The 21,622-nt window shown below is 49.7% G+C and carries 18 protein-coding genes, 11 tRNA genes and 2 rRNA genes (1 of these 31 running past the window's edge); 28 read left to right on the forward strand and 3 right to left on the reverse strand.

The genetic code is table 11. From position 1 onward, the window contains the following. The 21 genes from BJP58_RS28000 to yajC all read left to right on the forward strand — a co-directional run. Positions 1-614: ribosomal RNA gene (locus BJP58_RS28000) — 23S ribosomal RNA — on the forward strand; it begins 2,432 nt to the left of the window's first position. 214 nt (positions 615-828) lie between these two features. Beyond that, positions 829-945 (forward strand): 5S ribosomal RNA (rrf, locus tag BJP58_RS28005). Between the two features lie 10 nt (positions 946-955). Next, positions 956-1,031 (forward strand) — tRNA-Asn (locus BJP58_RS28010). Positions 1,032-1,036: 5 nt separating this feature from the next. Continuing rightward, positions 1,037-1,128: transfer RNA gene (locus tag BJP58_RS28015), tRNA-Ser, on the forward strand. 17 nt (positions 1,129-1,145) lie between these two features. Then, positions 1,146-1,220 (forward strand) — tRNA-Glu (locus BJP58_RS28020). Between the two features lie 24 nt (positions 1,221-1,244). After that, positions 1,245-1,320: transfer RNA gene (locus BJP58_RS28025), tRNA-Val, on the forward strand. Positions 1,321-1,408: 88 nt separating this feature from the next. Then, a tRNA-Met gene (locus BJP58_RS28030) sits at positions 1,409-1,485 on the forward strand. Positions 1,486-1,515: 30 nt separating this feature from the next. Continuing rightward, positions 1,516-1,592: transfer RNA gene (locus tag BJP58_RS28035), tRNA-Asp, on the forward strand. A gap of 128 nt (positions 1,593-1,720) precedes the next feature. After that, a tRNA-Lys gene (locus tag BJP58_RS28040) sits at positions 1,721-1,796 on the forward strand. 40 nt (positions 1,797-1,836) lie between these two features. After that, positions 1,837-1,911 (forward strand) — tRNA-Gly (locus BJP58_RS28045). A 4-nt stretch (positions 1,912-1,915) separates the two neighbouring features. Next, positions 1,916-1,992, forward strand: a tRNA-Arg gene (locus tag BJP58_RS28050). 41 nt (positions 1,993-2,033) lie between these two features. Continuing rightward, a tRNA-Leu gene (locus BJP58_RS28055) sits at positions 2,034-2,113 on the forward strand. An 8-nt stretch (positions 2,114-2,121) separates the two neighbouring features. Continuing rightward, a tRNA-Pro gene (locus BJP58_RS28060) sits at positions 2,122-2,195 on the forward strand. Between the two features lie 146 nt (positions 2,196-2,341). After that, positions 2,342-3,055 carry a BofC C-terminal domain-containing protein gene (locus tag BJP58_RS28065; RefSeq protein WP_071222745.1) on the forward strand — a complete coding sequence of 238 codons (714 nt, stop codon included), beginning with the start codon at positions 2,342-2,344 and terminating at the stop codon, positions 3,053-3,055. A gap of 212 nt (positions 3,056-3,267) precedes the next feature. Further along, positions 3,268-3,771: a crossover junction endodeoxyribonuclease RuvC gene (gene ruvC / locus BJP58_RS28070; RefSeq protein WP_071222746.1), complete on the forward strand. Its 504-nt coding sequence runs from the start codon at positions 3,268-3,270 to the stop codon at positions 3,769-3,771. After that, positions 3,768-4,385 (forward strand): Holliday junction branch migration protein RuvA, encoded by a 618-nt coding sequence (ruvA, locus tag BJP58_RS28075; protein WP_127594677.1) that lies wholly within the window; start codon positions 3,768-3,770, stop codon positions 4,383-4,385. Before ruvC ends, ruvA begins: the two co-directional genes overlap by 4 nt. Positions 4,386-4,414: 29 nt before the next feature. Continuing rightward, the gene (gene ruvB / locus BJP58_RS28080; protein ID WP_071222748.1) at positions 4,415-5,422 is read left to right on the forward strand and encodes a Holliday junction branch migration DNA helicase RuvB; all 1,008 of its coding nucleotides are present in this window, start codon (positions 4,415-4,417) and stop codon (positions 5,420-5,422) included. 57 nt (positions 5,423-5,479) lie between these two features. Next, positions 5,480-7,570, forward strand: a complete 2,091-nt coding sequence (locus BJP58_RS28085) for a SpoIID/LytB domain-containing protein (protein WP_194541495.1) — start codon at positions 5,480-5,482, stop codon at positions 7,568-7,570. Positions 7,571-7,575: 5 nt separating this feature from the next. Further along, on the forward strand, positions 7,576-8,607 hold the full coding sequence (gene queA, locus BJP58_RS28090) for a tRNA preQ1(34) S-adenosylmethionine ribosyltransferase-isomerase QueA (RefSeq protein ID WP_194541496.1): 1,032 nt from the start codon (positions 7,576-7,578) through the stop codon (positions 8,605-8,607). A 20-nt stretch (positions 8,608-8,627) separates the two neighbouring features. Further along, the gene (tgt, locus tag BJP58_RS28095; protein WP_071222751.1) at positions 8,628-9,767 is read left to right on the forward strand and encodes a tRNA guanosine(34) transglycosylase Tgt; all 1,140 of its coding nucleotides are present in this window, start codon (positions 8,628-8,630) and stop codon (positions 9,765-9,767) included. Positions 9,768-9,814: 47 nt separating this feature from the next. Next, entirely contained in the window at positions 9,815-10,129 is a 315-nt protein-coding gene (gene yajC / locus BJP58_RS28100; RefSeq protein WP_071222752.1) for a preprotein translocase subunit YajC, read from the forward strand. 145 nt (positions 10,130-10,274) lie between these two features. Here the strand turns inward: yajC and BJP58_RS28105 are convergent, their stop codons facing one another. Further along, complete coding sequence (locus BJP58_RS28105) at positions 10,275-10,655, reverse strand: TIGR04086 family membrane protein (RefSeq protein WP_194541497.1); 381 nt, start codon at positions 10,653-10,655, stop codon at positions 10,275-10,277. A 192-nt stretch (positions 10,656-10,847) separates the two neighbouring features. Here BJP58_RS28105 and BJP58_RS28110 point away from each other — a divergent pair, with 192 nt between their 5' ends. Next, positions 10,848-11,618 (forward strand): YetF domain-containing protein, encoded by a 771-nt coding sequence (locus BJP58_RS28110; protein ID WP_194541498.1) that lies wholly within the window; start codon positions 10,848-10,850, stop codon positions 11,616-11,618. Here BJP58_RS28110 and spoVB read toward each other — a convergent pair. After that, a complete protein-coding gene (gene spoVB / locus BJP58_RS28115) occupies positions 11,615-13,216 on the reverse strand; it encodes a stage V sporulation protein B (RefSeq protein WP_194541499.1) in 1,602 nt (533 codons plus the stop codon). The genes BJP58_RS28110 and spoVB overlap by 4 nt on opposite strands. A gap of 188 nt (positions 13,217-13,404) precedes the next feature. Here spoVB and BJP58_RS28120 point away from each other — a divergent pair, with 188 nt between their 5' ends. The 6 genes from BJP58_RS28120 (at position 13,405) to BJP58_RS28145 (ending at position 20,058) form a co-directional block, all read left to right on the forward strand. Beyond that, positions 13,405-13,662, forward strand: coding sequence for a post-transcriptional regulator (locus BJP58_RS28120; protein ID WP_006208841.1), 258 nt, complete (start codon positions 13,405-13,407; stop codon positions 13,660-13,662). A 131-nt stretch (positions 13,663-13,793) separates the two neighbouring features. Next, positions 13,794-15,044 carry a protein translocase subunit SecD gene (gene secD / locus BJP58_RS28125; protein ID WP_194541500.1) on the forward strand — a complete coding sequence of 417 codons (1,251 nt, stop codon included), beginning with the start codon at positions 13,794-13,796 and terminating at the stop codon, positions 15,042-15,044. Next, positions 15,034-15,951 carry a protein translocase subunit SecF gene (gene secF, locus BJP58_RS28130; protein WP_074961950.1) on the forward strand — a complete coding sequence of 306 codons (918 nt, stop codon included), beginning with the start codon at positions 15,034-15,036 and terminating at the stop codon, positions 15,949-15,951. Before secD ends, secF begins: the two co-directional genes overlap by 11 nt. A gap of 138 nt (positions 15,952-16,089) precedes the next feature. Further along, positions 16,090-17,055, forward strand: coding sequence for a cation diffusion facilitator family transporter (locus tag BJP58_RS28135; protein ID WP_194541501.1), 966 nt, complete (start codon positions 16,090-16,092; stop codon positions 17,053-17,055). A 61-nt stretch (positions 17,056-17,116) separates the two neighbouring features. After that, positions 17,117-19,516 (forward strand): single-stranded-DNA-specific exonuclease RecJ, encoded by a 2,400-nt coding sequence (gene recJ / locus BJP58_RS28140; RefSeq protein ID WP_194541502.1) that lies wholly within the window; start codon positions 17,117-17,119, stop codon positions 19,514-19,516. A gap of 26 nt (positions 19,517-19,542) precedes the next feature. Then, the gene (locus tag BJP58_RS28145) at positions 19,543-20,058 is read left to right on the forward strand and encodes an adenine phosphoribosyltransferase (RefSeq protein ID WP_071222758.1); all 516 of its coding nucleotides are present in this window, start codon (positions 19,543-19,545) and stop codon (positions 20,056-20,058) included. A gap of 94 nt (positions 20,059-20,152) precedes the next feature. On the opposite strand, the gene uraA is transcribed toward BJP58_RS28145, so the two are convergent. Next, positions 20,153-21,457 (reverse strand): uracil permease, encoded by a 1,305-nt coding sequence (gene uraA / locus BJP58_RS28150; protein ID WP_194541503.1) that lies wholly within the window; start codon positions 21,455-21,457, stop codon positions 20,153-20,155. Positions 21,458-21,622 lie beyond the last annotated feature (165 nt).

The raw sequence follows: 21,622 nt of genomic DNA on the forward strand, positions 1-21,622 counted from the left end.
AGGCGCCCCAAGGTTCCCTCAGAATGGTTGGAAATCATTCGAAGAGTGCAAAGGCATAAGGGAGCTTGACTGCGAGACCTACAAGTCGAGCAGGGACGAAAGTCGGGCTTAGTGATCCGGTGGTACCGCATGGAAGGGCCATCGCTCAACGGATAAAAGCTACCCTGGGGATAACAGGCTTATCTCCCCCAAGAGTCCACATCGACGGGGAGGTTTGGCACCTCGATGTCGGCTCATCGCATCCTGGGGCTGAAGTAGGTCCCAAGGGTTGGGCTGTTCGCCCATTAAAGCGGTACGCGAGCTGGGTTCAGAACGTCGTGAGACAGTTCGGTCCCTATCTGTCGTGGGCGTAGGAAATTTGAGAGGAGCTGTCCTTAGTACGAGAGGACCGGGATGGACGTACCGCTGGTGCACCAGTTGTTCCGCCAGGAGCATGGCTGGGTAGCTACGTACGGACGGGATAAGCGCTGAAAGCATCTAAGCGTGAAGCCCCCCTCAAGATGAGATTTCCCAACTAGTAAGACCCCTTGAAGACGACGAGGTAGATAGGTTGGAGGTGGAAGTGCAGCAATGCATGGAGCTGACCAATACTAATCGGTCGAGGGCTTATCCAAATGACCCCAAAAAGTGAAGTGAAGCTTTGAAGCTGACACCGAATACTTTTCGGGGACCCCGATACCACATCGGGTGAATGCTACGGATTCTAATCAACGCAAATTTCGTTTCGTATCTAGTTTTCAGGTGATCAAAACTGAATTGTAAGTGTACAAGCTATACTTGCAAGGAGGATGATCGCGGCATTTGGCGATGCCGGATCCTGAATATACGTTTGGTGGCGATAGCGGAAGGGTTCCACGCGTACCCATACCGAACACGACCGTTAAGCCTTCCAGCGCCGATGGTACTTGGACCGAAGGGTCCCGGGAGAGTAGGACGTCGCCAAGCGGATACATATTCCCTGATAGCTCAGTTGGTAGAGCACTCGACTGTTAATCGAGTTGTCACAGGTTCGAGTCCTGTTCGGGGAGCCACTTATGGAGAGGTGTCCGAGTTGGCCGAAGGAGCACGATTGGAAATCGTGTAGGCGCCAAAAGCGTCTCGAGGGTTCGAATCCCTCTCTCTCCGCCAGCAAGGACTTCATATATGGCCCGTTGGTCAAGGGGTTAAGACACCTCCCTTTCACGGAGGTAACAGGGGTTCGAATCCCCTACGGGTCACCACTTTCTTTTAAGATCAATCCAGACGGAGGCTTAGCTCAGCTGGGAGAGCATCTGCCTTACAAGCAGAGGGTCGGGGGTTCGATCCCCTCAGCCTCCACCATGATTTATCCTCAAAAAGTGAAGCACATGCTTCGTAGGTGATTCCGATTACTTTTCGGGGACCCCATACAAGCAACCCTTTATAATGACGCGGGGTGGAGCAGTTCGGTAGCTCGTCGGGCTCATAACCCGAAGGTCGTAGGTTCAAATCCTGCCCCCGCAACCAATTTATATCGCGATAGCGATAATGCCTCTTGGAACTGTGGTGTAGAGGCCTAACATGCCTGCCTGTCACGCAGGAGATCGCGGGTTCGAATCCCGTCAGTTCCGCCATTCTTATAAGCTTCAGGGATGAGAATCCATCATGGGTTCGTCGAAGCAGCATCTTCGTTAGTATAGACTTCGCAGTCTCGAACGAAGAGAGAGTATCCCGTAGTTCCGCCATTTACTCTTAGTAATAAGAGCCATTAGCTCAGTTGGTAGAGCACCTGACTTTTAATCAGGGTGTCGAAGGTTCGAGTCCTTCATGGCTCACCATCTTTACCAAGAGAGCATAAGACGGAATACATATTACATTGCGGACGTGGCTCAGCGGTAGAGCATCGCCTTGCCAAGGCGAGGGTCGCGGGTTCGATTCCCGTCGTCCGCTCCATTTTGCGCCCTTAGCTCAGCTGGATAGAGCGTTTGACTACGAATCAAAAGGTCGGGAGTTCGAATCTCTCAGGGCGTGCCATTTTTTAAACAATTACTTAACTCATTATGAAATTACATTGTGCCGGTGTGGCGGAATTGGCAGACGCGCGCGACTCAAAATCGTGAGGGAAACCGTGGGGGTTCGAGTCCCTTCACCGGCATTAAATAACGGGATGTAGCTCAGCTTGGTAGAGCACCTGGTTTGGGACCAGGGGGTCGCATGTTCAAATCGTGTCATCCCGATTCGATCGAAAGACTGCTTTCAGTGTAACTGAAGGCGGTCTTTCTTTGTTTTGGATTGAAAATGAGGCTGATGGCAAAAGCGGAACTGAATAATTTGGCAGCTTCCCGGTCACAATATGAAAAACATTGAATAGAAGGGGATAACCTTGAGTGTTTTTCATTTCTTTAAGAAGCTGTTCAGAAAACGCTGGAGACGCTGGAGACGCGCGATTTGGTCCTGTGCGATCCTATTGATCGCAGGTATCATGATATGGTCCGGCCAGAATATAAAGGATCAGATGAATAAGCTGCTCACTGCTGCATCCGACGATACGCCACTGGCCGTAGAAACGATGCATTACTTGCAGATTGAGGATGATAAGTTGGAAGAACGCCGGCAGGATCAGAGGGAATTCATGCAAAAGCTGAATACCTCGAAGGGAAAGAAGCATGTTCATGTTCGGATCACCTATGTATGTGGCATCGAAGAACAGGATATGGGAAAGCTTACGGCGGATGGTATTTATGAACTGATGAATAAAAATCCTTTATGGCAGGGACGATTGGATAACAAGGGTGAAGTCTGGCTGGAGCAAACCGTATCCGACCTTTCACCCACCTGTAAGAGGCAAGCCTATATGAGCATTGATTCCAACGGAAACTTAACCTTGTTTGATGGACCACCGGAGGAAGAGAAAGTGATGCGGACCTTCTTTCAGCTGGATGTCGGTTCGATGGAGTCGTCTTTGCCTAGAGATGTGATCCAGCAGCTTGAAGAAGGTATTCGAATTCAAGATATGGAAGAGTATAACAGTGTTCTGTCAACCTTTAGCGACTATGCCCGGGATATGGCTGAAAATGTCATGAACCCGACCCCATAGAACCTCCCAGCCTTGTCGCTTGGTGACCGAAAATGCTGCTGCCCGGAAATTTCCCGGGCAGTTTTTTGCGTTGGACAGGTATGTTAGCGATCTCAATATAGAGGATACGTAACCGGTGCTTAAAGGATCAAAGTTTTTCCTCAACAGTGGTCGATCTTTTGTTATAATGAGAGAACGATACATATGTTCGCTTCATCAGAGGAGAGATTGGCTTGCGCATTTTAGGGATCGACCCCGGGATTGCGATTGTGGGTTTCGGGTTTGTAGATAAGGTTGGAAGTAAAGTCACGCCGGTACAGTATGGCTGTATCCAGACGGAAGCCCATACTCCGGATGAAGAGAGGCTGCACCACGTGTACGAGGGCATGGGGCAGCTTATTGATAAATATGAGCCTGAGGCCGTTGCTTTCGAGAAGTTATTTTTTAACCGGAATGTAACCACGGCGATGTCTGTATCACAGGCCAGAGGAGTGCTCATCCTGGCTGCGGTCCAGCGCGGGCTCCCGATTGCAGAATATACGCCGATGCAGGTGAAGCAGGCCATTGTCGGTTATGGAAAGGCCGAGAAAAAACAGGTGCAGGAGATGGTCAGGATGTTCCTGAAGCTGCAGAGCATTCCCAAACCTGATGATGTGGCGGATGCACTGGCTGTAGCGATCTGCCACGCTCATTCCTATACACTGAATTCCAAGTTAAATGAGGTATTGCGAAAATGATCGATTTTTTACGGGGACAGGTTGTCCATTTAGAGAGTGAATATATTGTATTGGATGTTCAAGGGGTAGGGTATCGGGTGTTCTGCCCGAATCCATATGCTTTTGCCAAAACCGAAGGAACTATTACGGTGTTTACCCATCATCATGTCCGTGAGGATGCCATCCTGCTGTTTGGATTTCCGACGCGGGAGGAACAGAAGCTGTTCCGTAAACTGATCGAAGTCTCGGGAATCGGCCCGCGTGTGGCGCTCGGCATATTGGGCGGGGGATCTCCGGACCATGTGGTTTCCGCGATCTACCAAGAGAATGTATCCTTCTTGATCAAGCTTCCGGGAATCGGTAAGAAAACAGCGCAGCGCATGATTCTGGATCTGAAGGACAAGCTCGAGGGATTCGGAAATGCGAGCATGATGACCGGTCTGTTTGCCATTCAGGAGCCTGAACCGGAAGCTGACGGCTCGGCGTGGTCTGAGGCACGTGAAGGACTGAAGGCTCTTGGTTATACGGATAGCGAGCTGGATAAGGTCTGGCTTAAGATTAAGGATTCTGCCGCAAGCGGTGAATCCGTTGACGTGCTGATGAAACGGGCACTGCAGCAGCTATACGCCGGCTAGAGGATCGCTGCAGGAGAGGAGTTTAATAGATGGATGATCGAATTATTTCCGCCAATCTGATGATGGACGAGCAGGCTGTCGAGCTTAGTCTTCGTCCACGTTATTTGGCTGAATATATAGGACAGAATCAAGTTAAGGAAAATCTCAAGGTATATATCGAAGCGGCAAAAATGCGTAACGAAGCGCTTGACCATGTGTTGTTGTACGGACCTCCAGGACTCGGAAAAACGACGCTGGCGAATATTATCGCCAACGAGCTTGGCGTTAATCTCCGTACGACTTCCGGTCCGGCCATTGAGCGTCCGGGAGATCTGGCTGCGCTTCTCACCAATCTGCAGGAAGGAGACGTCCTGTTTATTGACGAGATCCATCGCCTGCACCGGACGGTAGAGGAAGTGATGTATCCGGCGATGGAGGATTTTGCGCTGGATATTATGATCGGCAAAGGGCCAAGCGCACGCTCGGTTCGTCTAGATCTGCCACCGTTCACCTTAATTGGCGCCACCACCCGGGCTGGATTGCTCTCAGCGCCGCTAAGGGACCGATTTGGCGTGGTAAGCCGTCTGGAATTCTATACGGTCGACGAGTTGAGTTACATTGTGTCGCGCAATGCCGATCTTTTGGGGATCGAGATATTAGGAGAGGCAGCAGAAGAGATTGCCCTGAGATCGCGCGGGACGCCACGCATAGCCAACCGACTCTTGAAAAGGGTGCGTGATTACGCCCAGGTTCGAGGAGATGGCATGATCACGCCTAGCATCGCTCAGGAAGCGTTGAAGATGCTGCAGATCGACCCGATGGGTCTGGACTTTATCGATCATAAAATGCTGAATGCCATGATCAAAAGCTTCCGCGGGGGACCAGTAGGTCTCGATACCATTGCGGCAACCATTGGAGAAGAAAGCCAAACCATTGAAGATGTTTATGAACCGTATCTCCTACAGATCGGTTTCTTGCAGCGTACACCCCGGGGACGAGTTGTAACGCCCACAGCTTATCAACATTTAGGTATTCCCTTCCCTGAGGATCGTCGTTAAATTATAGAATCATTACATTCATACCAAATCCTAATAGCTACAGGAGGAAATACGTAAATGGATAGGAACTGGACGAAATCATTATTCGGTTGGACCACCAAAGGACTCTTGTCATTGGCTGTTGCCGGAACCTTATGGAACGCGCCTGCGGTACATGCGGCCGCTCCTTCAATAGATACGATTCGTGTTGCGATGTTCCTGGATCTGGGAAGCCAGTATAAATCAATAACCAATGCCGTAACACTGAAATCCGCTGAGGCTCTGACGGCATCGCTGCTTGCATCCGGTGCACAGCAGGCTTTGATAAACATCCCAGCAAACCAGCAGGTCCGAATGAGCGTGAATACATATCGCGTCAAGGTGCTTGAGACCACGGATTGGAAAACGGCTTCGGAAGCAGCAAAAAAACTGCAAGCGACGAATGACAAACCGTTGCTGTTTGCGGACGGCAATGTTTACAAACTATATGCAGGTATGTACGAAACAGAGAAAGCGGCCTTGGACGGGGCTGCGCGAACGGCAAAGACGGCGGCTGCTCATCTGAATGGTCAAACGCCTTCGGTTAAAGGCGGGCTGCATCTGTCAGCAGGATCGTACGGATCGGAGGCTGAAGCCGAGTCTGTGCGTAAGACGTATGCGGATGCCGGCATGGATGCGTTTAATGTAGTGGTGCCCAGCGGAGGTGCATCCGCTTATGAGGTGTGGGTCGGCGAGGCAGCCAACACAGCCGATCTGGCTGCAGTCAAACAGGAAGCTTCTAAACTATCCGGCTCCCTCGTTGAACAGAATGCGTCCGCTGCAGGTCTGATTATGAGACGAGATGTAAGTCTCAACCTGGCGACTCCTCAAGAGACACAGCATTATATGTTGTCGGGTGGTCAGTCCGTATTGCGGCTAGAAGGGACTTCAGGCGCCGGGACGAATGTGAAGGAACGATCGGATCGTTCGTATCGAGGCGTTTTGGAGATCGGACAAAAGAACGGTCAATTGTATCTTGTCAATGAGCTCCCGTTCCAGCAGTACCTGTATTCCGTCGTTGGAGCCGAGGTGCCGTCTACTTGGGGGGCTGAAGCACTGAAAGCACAGGCTGTGGCAGCCCGCAGCTATGCGCTCTTCCAAGGTAATAAGTTCGAAGTAGCTCATGTCGTGGACACAACGTTAAGCCAGGCTTATTACGGGACCGCCTATGAGTATCCGAGCATTATTCAAGCAGTGGATGCAACCGACGGCGAAGTTGTCATGAAGGACGGTAAAATTGTGGAAACGGTCTTTTCATCCAATAGCGGAGGAATGACGGCAGATTCCACCGAGGTGTGGGGTAACCGTAACGATCTGTTTGCCGCGGTGGAAAGCCCTGGAGACTCCTCGTCCCAGGCAGCGCTTAAATCTTGGTATCATGTACTTCTTCCGAGTGGCGTTACAGGTTATGTACGTGAGGACAATGTGAAGGAAACCGGAAACAAAACATCGGCAGGACTCCTGTATATGACGGTTACCGCCAAGGATACGAACGTGCGTCCACTCCCATTGATCCAATCGAACGTTGAGCCTGTAGGCAAGATGAATCCGGGCGAAACGGCTGTCGTCCTAGAGAAAGTGGCGGAATCCAACAGCTATGACTGGGTTCGCGGTCCCTATACTTCGGATCAATTGCTTGCCTCTCTAAAAGGAAAAACCTCCAATAGCCTGCCTGCTTCCATTACTTCGCTGGATGTAACGGAGCGAGGCCCGTCTGGACGTGCCCTTGCGGTTAAAGCCAACGGTCAAGTGCTGGACGTGAAATATCCCGATATGTTCCGCTCGGCTTTTAACGGTTTGCCAAGCACATTGTTTGATATTGAATCAACCGGAAGTTATACTGTATTGAGCGCGAATGGTGCGGTATCAACGGTTTCAAGCGGCCAATCGGTGTCCGTCATCTCAGGGAGCGGCAACGGAAATGTCAAAGGTTCCGGCACCGTTGTGATGAATGGAACGGGGAAAGCGCGCGTGATTGAAAGCTCTCCCGGCTTTAAATTTACCGGCAAAGGCTTTGGTCATGGCCTGGGCATGTCTCAATGGGGTGCCAAGGGAATGGCAGACGAAGGGTATGATTACAAGCAGATACTCCAACACTATTACCGCAACACGACTATTACGAAGGACTGACCGACATGAATGTGGATTTGTATGATTTTGAATTACCCGAACATTTAATTGCGCAGACACCGCTGCTGGATCGAAGTTCCTCCAGGCTCCTCACGCTGGATAAACAGAGCGGAGATATACGCCATCAAACGTTTGCGGACATCATAGACTACCTGAATCCGGGAGATACGCTTGTATTAAACGATACCAAGGTAATCCCGGCCCGATTATTCGGTGCAAAGGAAGACACCGGTGCGAAGGCAGAGGTCCTTCTGCTGAATAATATGGGGCATGACCGGTGGGAAGCACTTGTAAAACCTGGCAAGAAGCTGAAAAAGGGAAACGTCATCTCCTTTGGCGACGGAAAATTAAAAGCGGTCATCGAGGAAGAAGGAGAGATGGGTGCCCGCACCTTATCCTTCTCGTATAAGGGGATTTTCCAAGAAATCCTCGATGAACTGGGGCAAATGCCGCTCCCGCCATATATTAAGGAAAAGCTGGATGACCGCGATCGTTATCAGACCGTATATGCGAAGCATGAGGGATCCGCAGCTGCACCGACGGCTGGCCTGCACTTCACGGAGGCTCTCCTGGAACAGATCCAGGCCAAGGGAGTGGACATCGCCTTCATCACCCTGCATGTCGGACTGGGGACATTTCGTCCGATGTCCGTGGATCAGGTTGAGGATCATGTCATGCATGAAGAGTACTATTCCCTCTCCCAGGAAACCGCTGAGCTGCTGAATGAGACGAAGCGGCGCGGCGGCCGGGTTATCGCTGTAGGAACCACTTCCTGCAGAACGCTGGAGACGGTTGGATCGGAGCGAAACGGCGAGCTTCTGCGAGAAAGCAGCGGCTGGACGAGCATTTTCATATATCCCGGTTATGCTTTTACCGTCGTGGATGCGCTGATCACGAATTTTCATCTGCCGAAATCCACGCTGGTTATGCTGGTTAGTGCGCTGGCCGGTCGCGAACACATTATGAAAGCGTACAAGGAGGCTGTTGAGAAGGAATACCGGTTCTTCAGCTTTGGCGACGCGATGTTTATCTATTAATTCGGAGGTTGGTTATCACCATGGCAGCAGCTGTTACTTATGAACATATTAAAACGTGCAAACAATCAGGCGCTAGGCTCGGCAGAGTGCACACCCCGCACGGCGTGATCGATACGCCGACATTCATGCCTGTCGGAACATTGGCAACCGTAAAAACCATGAGCCCGGAAGAGTTAAAAGCCATGGATGCCCATATTATTTTGAGCAACACCTATCACCTCTTCCTGCGTCCTGGACATGATATTGTGAAAGAAGCGGGCGGACTGCACAAATTCATGAACTGGGACCGTCCGATCCTGACCGATAGCGGCGGCTTCCAGGTATTCAGCTTGGCAGAAATGAGAAAAATATCGGAAGAAGGCGTACATTTCCGTTCCCACTTGAACGGAGATAAACTGTTTATCTCCCCGGAAGTTGCAATGGAGATTCAGAACGCGCTCGGATCTGATATTATGATGGCTTTTGATGAATGCCCGCCTTATCCTGCAGAGTATGAGTACGTTAAACAATCCACCGAGCGGACCTCTCGCTGGGCTGAACGCTGCCTGAAGAGTCATGCCAGACCGGAAGACCAAGCCCTATTCGCCATCGTTCAGGGAGGCATGCATGAGGATCTGCGCCGTCAGAGCGCCCGTGATTTGACTTCCATGGATTTCCCGGGTTATGCTATTGGTGGACTTAGTGTGGGAGAATCGAAGCAGCTTATGTATGAAGTGCTGGATTACACGGTGCCCCTGCTGCCGAACAATAAGCCTCGCTATTTGATGGGAGTCGGATCACCCGATGCGTTGATTGAGGGCTCGATTCGTGGTGTGGATATGTTCGATTGCGTGCTTCCGACGCGGATCGCTCGCAACGGGACAACGATGACAAGTCAAGGCCGTCTTGTCGTTCGAAATGCTCAATATGCCAGGGATTACGGACCGCTGGATCCGGAATGCGACTGCTACACTTGCCGTAACTACTCGCGTGCTTATCTGCGCCACCTGATCAAGAGTGATGAAACGTTTGGACTAAGATTGACAACGTATCATAACCTGCATTTCTTGATTAATTTGATGCGTAATGTGCGTCAGAGTATTATGGAAGATCGTCTGCTTGACTTCCGCGATGAGTTTTTTGATAAGTACGGCCTACATGATAATGAAAAAGGGTTCTAAAGCAAGCTCATGGCCATCATGATAAGTTTGTGAAAGGGGGGAAAGAAATGTTTGGAACTTCATTTGATCTCGCAGCAGGACAGACCCAAGGCGGCGGAGGCATTTTGGGATTGATTTTGCCGTTCGTGCTGATGTTTGTCATCTTTTATTTTCTGCTTATTCGTCCACAGCAGAAGAAACAGAAGACCAGAAACGCCATGCTTAGCGCCTTGTCCAAGGGCGACAAAGTGGTAACGATCGGAGGTCTTCACGGCACGATTGTGGAGATTACCGACGACATTGTGGTCTTGAAAGTGAACGATGTAACGAAGTTAACGTTCGACCGCAACTCGATAAGCCATAGTGTGAATGCGGATGCATAATGACGTATCACATACATATGGAATGTAATCGTTAAAACAAAGGCCGACTCCCTCATGGGAGCCGGCTTTGTTTTTTATATGAGCGTGAAGAATGGGAAACAGAAGTCCTTAAGTAATGGAGAGCATTTGAGCCAGCGTTATTTTTTCAAATTGACCCCGAACATCCCCCGATGGCGCCGCCAGCAAATACCGTAGCAATCAGCGTCAAATCTCCGAGAGATAAGGAGCTATCCAAAGCAAGAAAACCAATGACGAGCAGTGTAACGCCGTATACCAGCCCTGTCAGACAGCCGTAATACCAACCTTTGTTTCCTGCGCGCTTGCCGCTCACACAACCTCCGATAAAGGCGGAGACGGCATGTACAAGAAACGTGTAGAACGATAAATCATCTTCGGCCAGCCCGCTGCCCCATAGAAGCAGGGATAACGCCAACGCGCCAAGAAACATCCAGAAAAAAGAATACAATAGTCCTGAAAGAATCGGATTGGTGATCCTGAAAGTGAAGACTCGCCGGATCGGTTCCATGAATCATCCCCCTTAACAAATCTTGATCATTAAATTGTATGGCCAAGCCTGTACATATAGTACAAACTGAATATTTTGCTGCCGGTTTAACATGATTTCCATTAATTAATCTGTTGTAATCGAATGGGAACAGCAGTAGCAGGCCAGAATAGCTGTACATGAGAATGTCAGGCAAGCTAGGAGGGATTGATTATGTCTCATATGACTATTCTGATTCTGCGGACCATTCTGATGTATGTGGTCATCTTTGTCACCATGAGAATCATGGGTAAACGGGAAATTGGAAAGCTATCCATCTTCGATTTGGTCATATCCATCATGATTGCAGAGATCGCCGTTTTTGTTCTTGAAGATATTAAAAAACCGATATGGGAGGGACTTGCTCCTATCGCCGTTTTGGTTGCCATTCAGGTAGGACTTGCTTATATCGGCTTAAAAAATCGAAATATACGACTATTTGCTGACGGAAAGCCGAGCGTGTTGGTGTCCCGGGGCAGACTCCATCGCAAAGAGATGGCAAGGCTTCGCTATAATTTGGATGATCTGATGCAGCAGTTGAGAGGCAAAGACATTGACAGCCTCGCGGACGTCGAATTTGCGATACTCGAAACATCCGGCCAACTTACCGTGATTCCGAAGGATACGGGCAGCAGCTCCGACAGCAGTTCGAATAGCTCTTCAAGTTCATCCGCCACCAACTCTTCATCCACTTCAAATCAATTCGAAAAAGAAAACCCTACAGTCGTAGATATTCCTTACGATAAAATTACGTATGAAGGACTGCCCATACCGCTTATATTGGATGGAAAGGTGCAGGACGAGAACCTTGAATTAATCCAAAAAACGCGGTTCTGGCTAAAGAACGAGATCCAGAATTTCGGTGCTAAGGATTTTAAGGATATTTTTCTATGCTCCATTGACCATAAAGGCCGGATTTACATTGACCGTAAAGACAGGATCTAACGACGGCTGAATTTATTGAACCAGGTGCCGACGACAGGCACACGTTCCAAATCTCGCGGTGTTACCAGCTTGGTCATAAAGATCATGATGAAATAGACCAGAATACCAGCTGCGATGGAAGCCCAAAATTGCAGCCATGGCGCGGTCGAAAACGGAAGATGTTTGTACCCATAGAGGACACAGGCACCCATAATGATCATAACCGCCCCGATTTTGACATAATCCAGCAGACGGAATCGAAAGCCGATCAGCCGCGATAGGCTGAAACCGTGGAGTAATGTAACAGCAATGCTGTTTACGATAATGGCAATGACGGCTCCTTTTATGCCAAAGGCGGGATTGGATGCCAAATACACAATGAGGCTCATTTTGATGATCGCCCCGAATAACGTATTCAGTAATGCCCGGCCTGGACGGTCCAGTGCTTGCAAGGCAGCTTGAAGCGGGGACTGCACATACAGGAACAAGGCAAACGGCGCCATGATTTTGAGCATATCGCTAATCTCCGCGTTGTTGTACAGGAGCAGGCATAATGGCTCAGCCAGGACAAACATAATGATGGCGAACGGAGCTCCGGAGACAAGCGCTAGCCGAAGGGATTGATTCATACGTTTATGGATCGTAGACCGGTCATTACGGGCGGCTGCTTCCGAGAGTGAAGGCACCAGAGAGATGGCCAGGGAAACCGTCAGTGCACCGGGCAGCAGCAGGAGCGGGATGATCATCCCTTGCAGTGCACCGTACTGAGCTGTGGCTACGGACGTCGCTATACCTGCCATGGCCAGGCTGCGATTAGTCAGAATCGTCTCCAGCAGGTAGGAGAAGGACCCTACCATCTTGCCCCCTGTAACAGGCAATGCAATACCGAGTAAACGTTTCAGAATGCCTTGATTCGACGGGGAGTCTTCTTCTGCTTTTTTTTCCGATACTGCTTCTTGGGGCTTGGGTAAAAGTTTACTCGTTCGTCGTCCCTCGCCGGAGTATTGCAGCAGCAGCGCGATCATGCCAATCAATTCTCCTACGGCTGTTCCGAGCATGGCACCCGCTGCCCCATAAGCAATGCCTTTGGGCATCAAGAGATGTGCAAACCACAGCATGCAAATAATGCGGACAATGGTCTCGATCACGGAAGAGCTTGCGGAGGGAATCATGTTCTGCTTGCCCTGGAAATATCCGCGGTAGACTGACGATACAGCAATGATGATCATCATGGGCGTCATACTGATAAAGGTCTGGTATACACGCTCGTCCGGCAAAAGCACGCCGGTTACCCAAGGGGCAAGGAGCAGACTGAGTCCCATAAAGAGAGTGCCTGCTGTAAGCGTCAGCATTAGACTGACATGCAGAATTTTTTGGGAAGCATCCCGCTTCCCCGCGCCTTCCGCTTCGGCAACCATTTTGGCAATGGCCAGCGGAATTCCGCCGGTAATGATGGTCACGAGCACGATAAAGAAGGGGTAGCCCAGTTGGTAAATTCCGACACCCTCGGGTCCGATGATCCGGGGGAGGGCGATCCGGGGGATAAAACCGAGTAGGCGGTTTAATATGCCGGCTGCAAGTAAAATCAGCGTTCCTTTAATAAATGATTGCTTGTTCACTGTCCATCCCACTCCCTGGTTAAGACTGAATACGATGACACGACATGGCTATTCTTATGGATATGCCCTACCTGTCCCATCTGATGACTTTACTTTTTTTTCAGGACATGGTAGGAATAGAAGGAAAGCAATGTATCATGTCGAATGTAACTTAGGGACAACAGGGAGTCAGTGAGGAGGCCATATGCATGGAACTCGAGCAAATGAGCGAGGAAGAATTGATGAGCACCATTGAAATGGTATGCTTGAGCAAAGTTGAGGAAATGCATTTGATTGGGTACGAGTATGTGACTAGCGACGATATATGGAACTGTGTCAGCAGCAAGTATGAAAAGGAAGGCGTTCCCTCCCTCCATAAACTGGTCAATGACATTCTGTCCTTGAAGGCGACAGCGTTAATGAACTATATGACAATATCAGCATATAAGGGATCTTCTTTCGATTAATCGAAGAGGTCCCTTTTGCCTTGCGGATATAAGGGTTCATTCATAAGCCCGACAAATTTTGATAAATTGACTGGGTTTTATGACATCGCTATAATAGGAATATTGAGTAAAAAGGGGGAACAAAGGACGGCATGAAGAGAATTATCAGTTTCGTCGGAACCGTACTCGTGATCACTGTATTAATGGCCGTTACAACTCCGGGCTTGCTGAAAGACGTCCGTCTAGGTTTGGATCTTAAGGGTGGATTCGAAATCCTATATGAAGCGGAGCCTTTGATGGAAGGGCAGCAAGTCACAAAAGAAGCACTGCAGGAAACCGCAAAGAGTTTGCAAAAGCGTGCGGATGCAATGGGAACATCAGAGCCTGAGGTTACGCCGGAAGGGACGAACCGGATCCGCTTAAAGGTGGCAGGCGTAACGGATGAGGCTGAAGTTCGAAAAACAATGAAAGAACCTGCAAACCTCACATTCCGAAGCAATGACGGCTGTAAAGAAGGCGAGGAGTTCTGTAAAATTGAGCTCCGCGGTGACGATTTCGTCGAGAACGGCGCATCGGTTGCCTATGATCAGCTTAATCAGCCTATGATAGATATTAAAGTGAAGGACAAGGGGAAGTTTGCTGAAATTACAGAACGTCTTCTCGGTCAAGAGCTGGCTATCTTCATGGACGACCAACTGCTGTCAGCTCCGACGGTGCGAGCCGTATTAACGGACGGTACCGCACAAATTACGGGGAATTATTCGCTGGATGAAGCAAAGCAGATCCGGGATACGATTAATCTCGGCGCCCTGCCGCTGAAACTGGTCGAGAAATACTCTCAGAGCGTAGGGGCTACGCTTGGCATGCAATCTCTTACAAAGACTTTACAAGCCGGTCTGATCGCTTCTGTTGCGATCCTGCTGTTCATGATTATCAGATATCGCGTACCGGGCTTGCTGGCAAGCTTTGCACTTATTTTGCATACATGGCTTCTGATCCTTGTTTTCGTATGGGCTGACTTTACGCTGACGCTCCCAGGTATTGCGGCATTTATATTAGGTATTGGTATGGCGGTTGATGCCAATATCATCACCTATGAGCGCATTCGGGAAGAGATCAGAACTGGCAAGAGTGTTCCATCCGCGGTCAAAGCAGGCGGTAAGTCATCCCTGCGAGCTATTATGGACTCCAACTTGACGACGATACTCGTTGCCGCTGTCATGTTCGGATTTGGTACCGGCGCGGTCAAAGGTTTTGCGCTTGTATTGATTCTGGAGATCATCGTGAGTATTGCCACGAACGTTTATTTCTCCCGTTTCTTGCTCAATCTGCTTGTGAATATTGGTTGGGCCCGCAAACCGAGCCATTATGGCGTAAAGGAGCGTGACATTCGTGAGCTTTAAGAACTTTGATTTCGTAGGCAAAAGCAGGTTTTTCTATATACTGTCCATTGCAATTACGATTCTGGGCTTGGTATTCCTCTTGACTCGTGGTCTTAACTACGGCGTTGATTTCCAATCCGGTTCGAACGTGGACATTTCCCTCTCCAAAACGCTGACTACGGAGCAGATTGATACCGTGTTAGAAGAGGCGGGAATCGGTGAAGATGCGAGCATTACACCTGGTAATGACCGCGTGAATATCCGATTCAGGGAGGTTCTGACCGAGGATCAGGATATGAAGATGCGTACCGGCATTGAGAAGCTGGATGAAAAGGCTACTTTCGAGGTCAACACGGTGGACCCCGAGATGGCAAAAGAGCTGGGCCGAAACGCAATTTATGCCGTATTGATCTCCTGTATCGGAATTATCATCTATGTCAGCATCCGCTTTGAATGGCGCTTTGCGATAGCAGCGATCGTAGCCCTTCTGCATGATGCATTCGTGGTTATCAGTATTTTCTCTATCCTCGGTCTTGAGGTAGACCTGACATTCATTATTGCTGTTCTGACGATTATCGGTTACTCAATTAACGATACGATCGTCATCTTTGACCGGATCAGGGAAAATCTAAGGTTTGCCAAGATCAAGCGATACTCGGATCTTAAGGATCTGGTGAACAAAAGCTTATCTCAGACACTCGGCCGTTCGATATATACGGCACTGTCCGTGTTTATTGCAGCGTTCTTCATACTTCTGCTTGGCGGTGAGTCGATTCAGATGTTCTCGCTGGCGATTTGTATCGGTTTGTTATTCGGCGCGTACTCTTCGATCTTTATCGCGAGTCCGTTGTGGCTCCTCCTTAAAGGGCGCAATGTCAGCAATAAACCAAATTCGCCTAAGCCAAGCAAAGATAAGATTGAAATTTAATTCAGCCGCTGTTGGTGTAGCAGTCTAGATAGCAGAGGATCCTATACAAGTGGAAAGCCGCGTCGCTGGCGACGCGGCTTTCTAAAGTTAACAAGCGTGATAAGCACAGGATCAATAGTGACATTGAGGGGGCCTCAAGTGAGCAATGAACGTTTGAATCATACGGAGACTGTCCTTTGGACAGGCATTGTAGCGGATTTTGCATTGGCCTTGTGCAAAGGGATCGCCGGTTACTTATCCGGCAGTAAGGCTCTAATCGGAGATGCTCTGCATTCTGCCGCGAACGCCGTAACTTTACTGGTGGACCGTTTGCCAAGCCTCGGTATATTCGGCAATAAAAACTTAATTCGGGACAAACGGAACGTTTCGGGCACAACGGAGCCGGTGATCTCGATCCTATTTGCCGTTTTATTGATCATGGGTGGTATTCAAATTGCGGTATCCGCGATCCAAACCATGGCATCAGGCGACCTGGAGCCGCCGACCGAATCGGCATTGCTTGCAGTTTTTATATCACTCGCGGTGAATGAAGCCGTGTTTCAGTACCAATCCCGGCAGATAAAAAGAAACAATGACCCCAGGTACGAGGTGCTGTCCGCTGATCATCGATTTACCTTGTACTCTTCGCTAACGGTATTGATCGGCGTGTCACTAGCGATGGGCGGCTCCTACTTCGATTGGACACCCCTGCTCTATATGGATTCGGTTGCGGCTCTGATTGTGGCTTGTCTCGTGGTCCGCAAGGGGTATATTTTAATCGTTCATTCCGTTTATGGTACCCTCGTGGAAGAGAAGCGGCATGAGCACGAAGCCGAATTCATGGATACGATTCAGCGGGTACATGGCGTGATCACGATCGAGGAACTGAAGGTTCAGGAATACGGGCAGATCCGTCATGTGAACATTGAAGTGAAAGTTACCGTGAATCCCCGGACGTCCGTGTTGGAGGCTCAAGAAATTGCCGAGCGCATCCGGAAGCTGTTAACTCATCGTTTTATTCAGGTTACGGATGCCAAAGTTCACGTTGTACCCTATGAACCGGGTTATCCGTATAAATCGAACTTTGACTTGATGGACAACGATATGCCGACACTGCCGCAGTAGCGTCTGGAGCTAACAGGTATAAGACAGCAGGAAAAAGGCAGGAAAAGGAAGGTGAGTCCCTGTGCTGTATTCCAAATATGAATGGAGAATACGCTCGGCAGAGTCATCGATCACCGATAGGCTGGCCCAGGATCTGTCGTTGCCACCGATGGTGGCTTCGCTCATGGCGTCACGAGGGATACATTCAGCCGAGGATGGACGGAGATTTCTATATGGAACGTTTGAGCTGACGCATGACCCTTATCTCATGCAAGGGATGCAGGAGGCTGTACCGCGTATTCGTAAAGCGCTGGAGGATCGGGAGCATATTCTAATTTACGGCGATTATGATGCAGACGGTGTTTCCAGCACGTCATTGATGATTCATCTGATGCGTTACTTGGGCGCATCTTATGATATTTATATACCTCACCGATCCAATGAAGGTTATGGCTTACATAATCACGCGCTGGATTGGGCTCATCAGCAAGGGGTCAGTCTGGTCATTACCGTTGATACCGGGATTAGCGCAGTGGAGCAAATTGCGTATGCCAACAGCCTTGGCATCGACGTAATTGTCACGGACCATCATGAGCCGCCTGAGGTGCTGCCAGAAGCCTATGCGCTGATCAACCCGAAAATCCCTACATGTCCCTATCCCTTTAAGGGGCTGGCGGGCGTAGGCGTGGCTTACAAGCTGGCACAGGCTCTCGTTGGAGAACCGCCGGAGGAATGGCTTCAGATTGTTTCTATCGGAACCATTGCTGACTTGATGCCGCTCACGGGGGAGAACCGGGTGCTTGTGAAGCACGGGATCGAATCGATGCGGAGTACGAAGTATGAAGGCATCCGCTGCTTGCTTGAGGTATCAGGAATTCATGTGGAGCAAGTGACAGCCGTTAATGTGGCATTCTCCATGGCACCACGGATTAATGCCAGTGGCCGTCTGGATCATGCAGGCCGTGCCGTTACGCTGCTTACAACAGAACACCGGGAAGAAGCGGAGCGGCTTGCCTGGGAATTGGATGGGCTGAACAAGGATCGGCAGCAAGTGGTCGAAAACATCGTCCAGGAAGCGCTGGGCATGGTTCAAAACCGCTGGAGAGGACAGGAGGTTCCTCCTGTAATCGTGTTGGCGGGTGAAGGCTGGAACGTTGGCGTAGTTGGCATCGTGGCCTCCAAAATACTGGAGCGATTCTACAGGCCTGTTGTTATTCTCGGGATTGATCCCGAGACGGGGAACTGTAAAGGTTCCGCCCGATCGATTCCGGGATTCGATATTTATGCGGCTCTGCATTCCTGCAAGGACGTCATGGACCACTTTGGGGGGCATCCATCCGCAGCGGGCATGAGCCTCCATCGGGACCGTTTGGAGGAATTTGAACAGGGACTTCATCGATATGCGGAAGAAGCGCTCGAAGAAGAGCATCTGATTGCAATCTGTGAAGCGGACCTGGAGGCTAGCTTGTCGGAGGTATCGGTGCCTGTTATTGAACAAATTGAACAATTAGGCCCGTTTGGCATGGCCAATGCTGTGCCGAAGATTGTCTTTCGGGATGTTGTCATCAAGGACGTCCGCAAAATCGGCAAAGAGGGGAAACATCTGAAGCTTCGTTTGCAGCAAAAGCGGGAGGTTATCGATGCAATCTCATTCGGCTGGGGACATCTAGCCGATATTTTGCCGGTGGGATCGGTTGTGGATGTGCTTGGCGAGCTTTCCGTGAATGAATGGAACGGGAGCCGTAAAGTACAGCTCATGATTCAGGATATCTGCGCCCCTTATCAACAGGTGTTTGACTACCGCGGGATCAAGGAGCCGATACAGGAAATTCAGAGGTGGAGAGCGGAGCTGGAGCCGCATCTGCGCTGCCCGGCAGTCCGTTCCGCAGTGGTGTACGCAAAAGATTCACATCCGGAAATAAAAAGTCAATTGTATGATATGTGCCTTTGGGTATATGATAGGAATGCTGGCATCATGCCGGATAATGATATTGCTGAGAACAGTCAAGAAGATATTTCCGTTTTGTTCGTACTGGATGTACCGGAGACGGCTGAACAATTGGATGCATTCATGTCAGCCTTCCATTCCGTTCCTAATATATTCATGCTGCATCCGACCCGGAACCTGCGCGAACGACTGCAAATTCCGGACCGCGAACAGTTTAAAAAGCTGTACGTTTCACTTGCCGGAATGACGTCCGCTCCCGTGTCGGAGAATGAGGTTGTAGGACGTCTGCAGAAGCAGACGTCCTTGTCCGAACGCATGCTGCTCAAAGTACTGGATGTGTTTGAGGAATTGGCGTTCATCCAGCGTGTTCAGGGACAGATTACCTTTATACCGAAGCCGGAGAAAAAACCGCTGGACGCTTCCCGTCACTTCCGTGAACTAAGCGATTTGGCAGATATGGAGCAGCATCTGCTGCATGCCGGTACGGAACAATTAACCCAATGGATGATGTCCCGCACAAAAGGCGTATCTTAACCGCAACTATACAGGAGGAGATTATTTTGGATTTTAAAGATTATATTCGTGTCATTCCCGATTTTCCGCAGGCGGGGATCAGCTTCAAAGATATTACTACACTGCTCAAGAATGGTGAGGTGTATCGTAAAGCCATCGAAGAATTGAAGGTCTTGGTATCCGATCTCAAAATTGATGTGATAGCTGGTCCCGAAGCCCGTGGATTTGTTGTAGGTGCACCGCTGGCTTATGCTCTTGGGGTAGGATTCGCGCCCATTCGCAAAAGCGGAAAGCTTCCCTACGAAACGATCGAAGTGGGATATGACCTCGAATATGGTAAAGATCGCTTGGCGATGCATACCGATGCAATCGAGAAGGGTCAAAATGTATTGATTGCGGATGATCTTCTTGCAACAGGCGGCACGATTGCGACTTCGGTTAACCTCATTCGTCAATTGGGCGGAAACGTTGTTGGAGCTGCATTCATGATCGAGCTGGCTGATCTCAATGGCCGTTCGAAGCTGGATGGAATCGATGTATTTACATTAATGCAATACGAGTAACCGACAACATTCTCCCTGATTTTCCCGGGAAATAATAAAATGCCCTGAGCAATCAGCTCAGGGCATTTTTCTATTTTGCAATCAAGTTGTCGTTTCAATCCGGCGTTTTTTCTACGAGCGGCTCATCATTTTGTTCATTGGAGAGGCCGGTAATCTCGAAGACTTTGAAGAGAAGGGCCATGAGAACACCTACGATGGTAGCCAGGGCCATACCCTTCAGCTCGATGGTAGTGTTAGGAATCTTCAATGTTACGCCGCTAATCCCTGTAACCAGGACCAGCGTAGCCAGGATCATGTTGCTTGCTTTGGAGAAATCGACCCTTTGCTCAACAAAGATCCGAAGACCGGAAGCTGCGATAACCCCGAACAGCAACAGAGATACGCCGCCCATTACAGGTGTAGGAATGTTCGCTACAACGGCGGAGAACGTACCGGAGAAGGAGAGCAGAATCGCAATAATGGCTGCTCCGGCAATTACGAATACCGAGTATACCTTTGTCAGTGCCATGACCCCGATATTTTCACCATAGGTGGTATTGGGTGTGGAGCCTACGAATCCTGACAGAATGGTGGATATACCGTTACCGAGAAGGGAGCGGTGCAGGCCAGGGTCTCTGGAGAGGTCTTTGCCCACGATATTGCTGGTGACCAGCAGGTGGCCGATGTGCTCAACGATCACAACGATTGCTACCGGTATGATGGACCAGATCGCTCCGTTATCGAAAACCGGGGTTGTCAGCTCCGGGGCCGACAGGAACTTCGCGTTCGCGATTTTTTCGGTGTCTACCACGCCTAGCGCGAAGGAGAGAGCATAACCGACAACAATTCCGATCAGAATGTGAATGATTTTGGCGAAGCCGCGGAACAGGATCGATCCGAGTACGGTGACGCCAAGTGTTACGAGTGAAATCGTAATGATTTTAGGATCAAGGGATTGTCCCTCTTCTGGTAAGAAGCCGGCCATACCTGCGGCAACCGGTACAAGCTCAAGCCCGATCATGGCAATAATGGCACCCATTACCGCTGGCGGGAATACAAAGTCGATCCATTTGGTTCCTGCATATTTAACGATAAGAGCTACCAGGCAGAAGATAATCCCTGTTACGATAAAGGCGCCCAGTGCCTTGCTATAGTTGGCTTCCGGATCGTCGGCGAGCACGAGCAGAACCGGCGAGATAAAGGCAAAGCTTGAGCCGAGGTAGGCCGGGATCTTCCCTTTACATAAAAAAATGTAGAGCAGTGTGCCGATGCCGTTCATCAGCAGGATCATGCCGGGATCCACGCCGAATAGGTTCGGTACAAGCACCGTACTTCCGAACATGGCGAACAAATGCTGCAGGCTCAGAAGAAAGCCTGGGCCAAACGGAAGTTTCTCATCTACTTGAATTTCTCGTTGCAAACCATTTCACTCCTCTTAGGACTTTAAATATAGGACCGTTCGCGTACGATCTTTAATAGATTAAATACAATCGTTCGTTTTTTCAACATTAATTTTTACAGTTCGTCAAAATATTCATTTCATGTCAAGTTTTGATGTCTCCGAGCCGGAAACGGGCATACTATA

Source organism: Paenibacillus sp. JZ16 (genome assembly GCF_015326965.1).
Taxonomy (GTDB): Bacteria; Bacillota; Bacilli; order Paenibacillales; family Paenibacillaceae; genus Paenibacillus_AQ.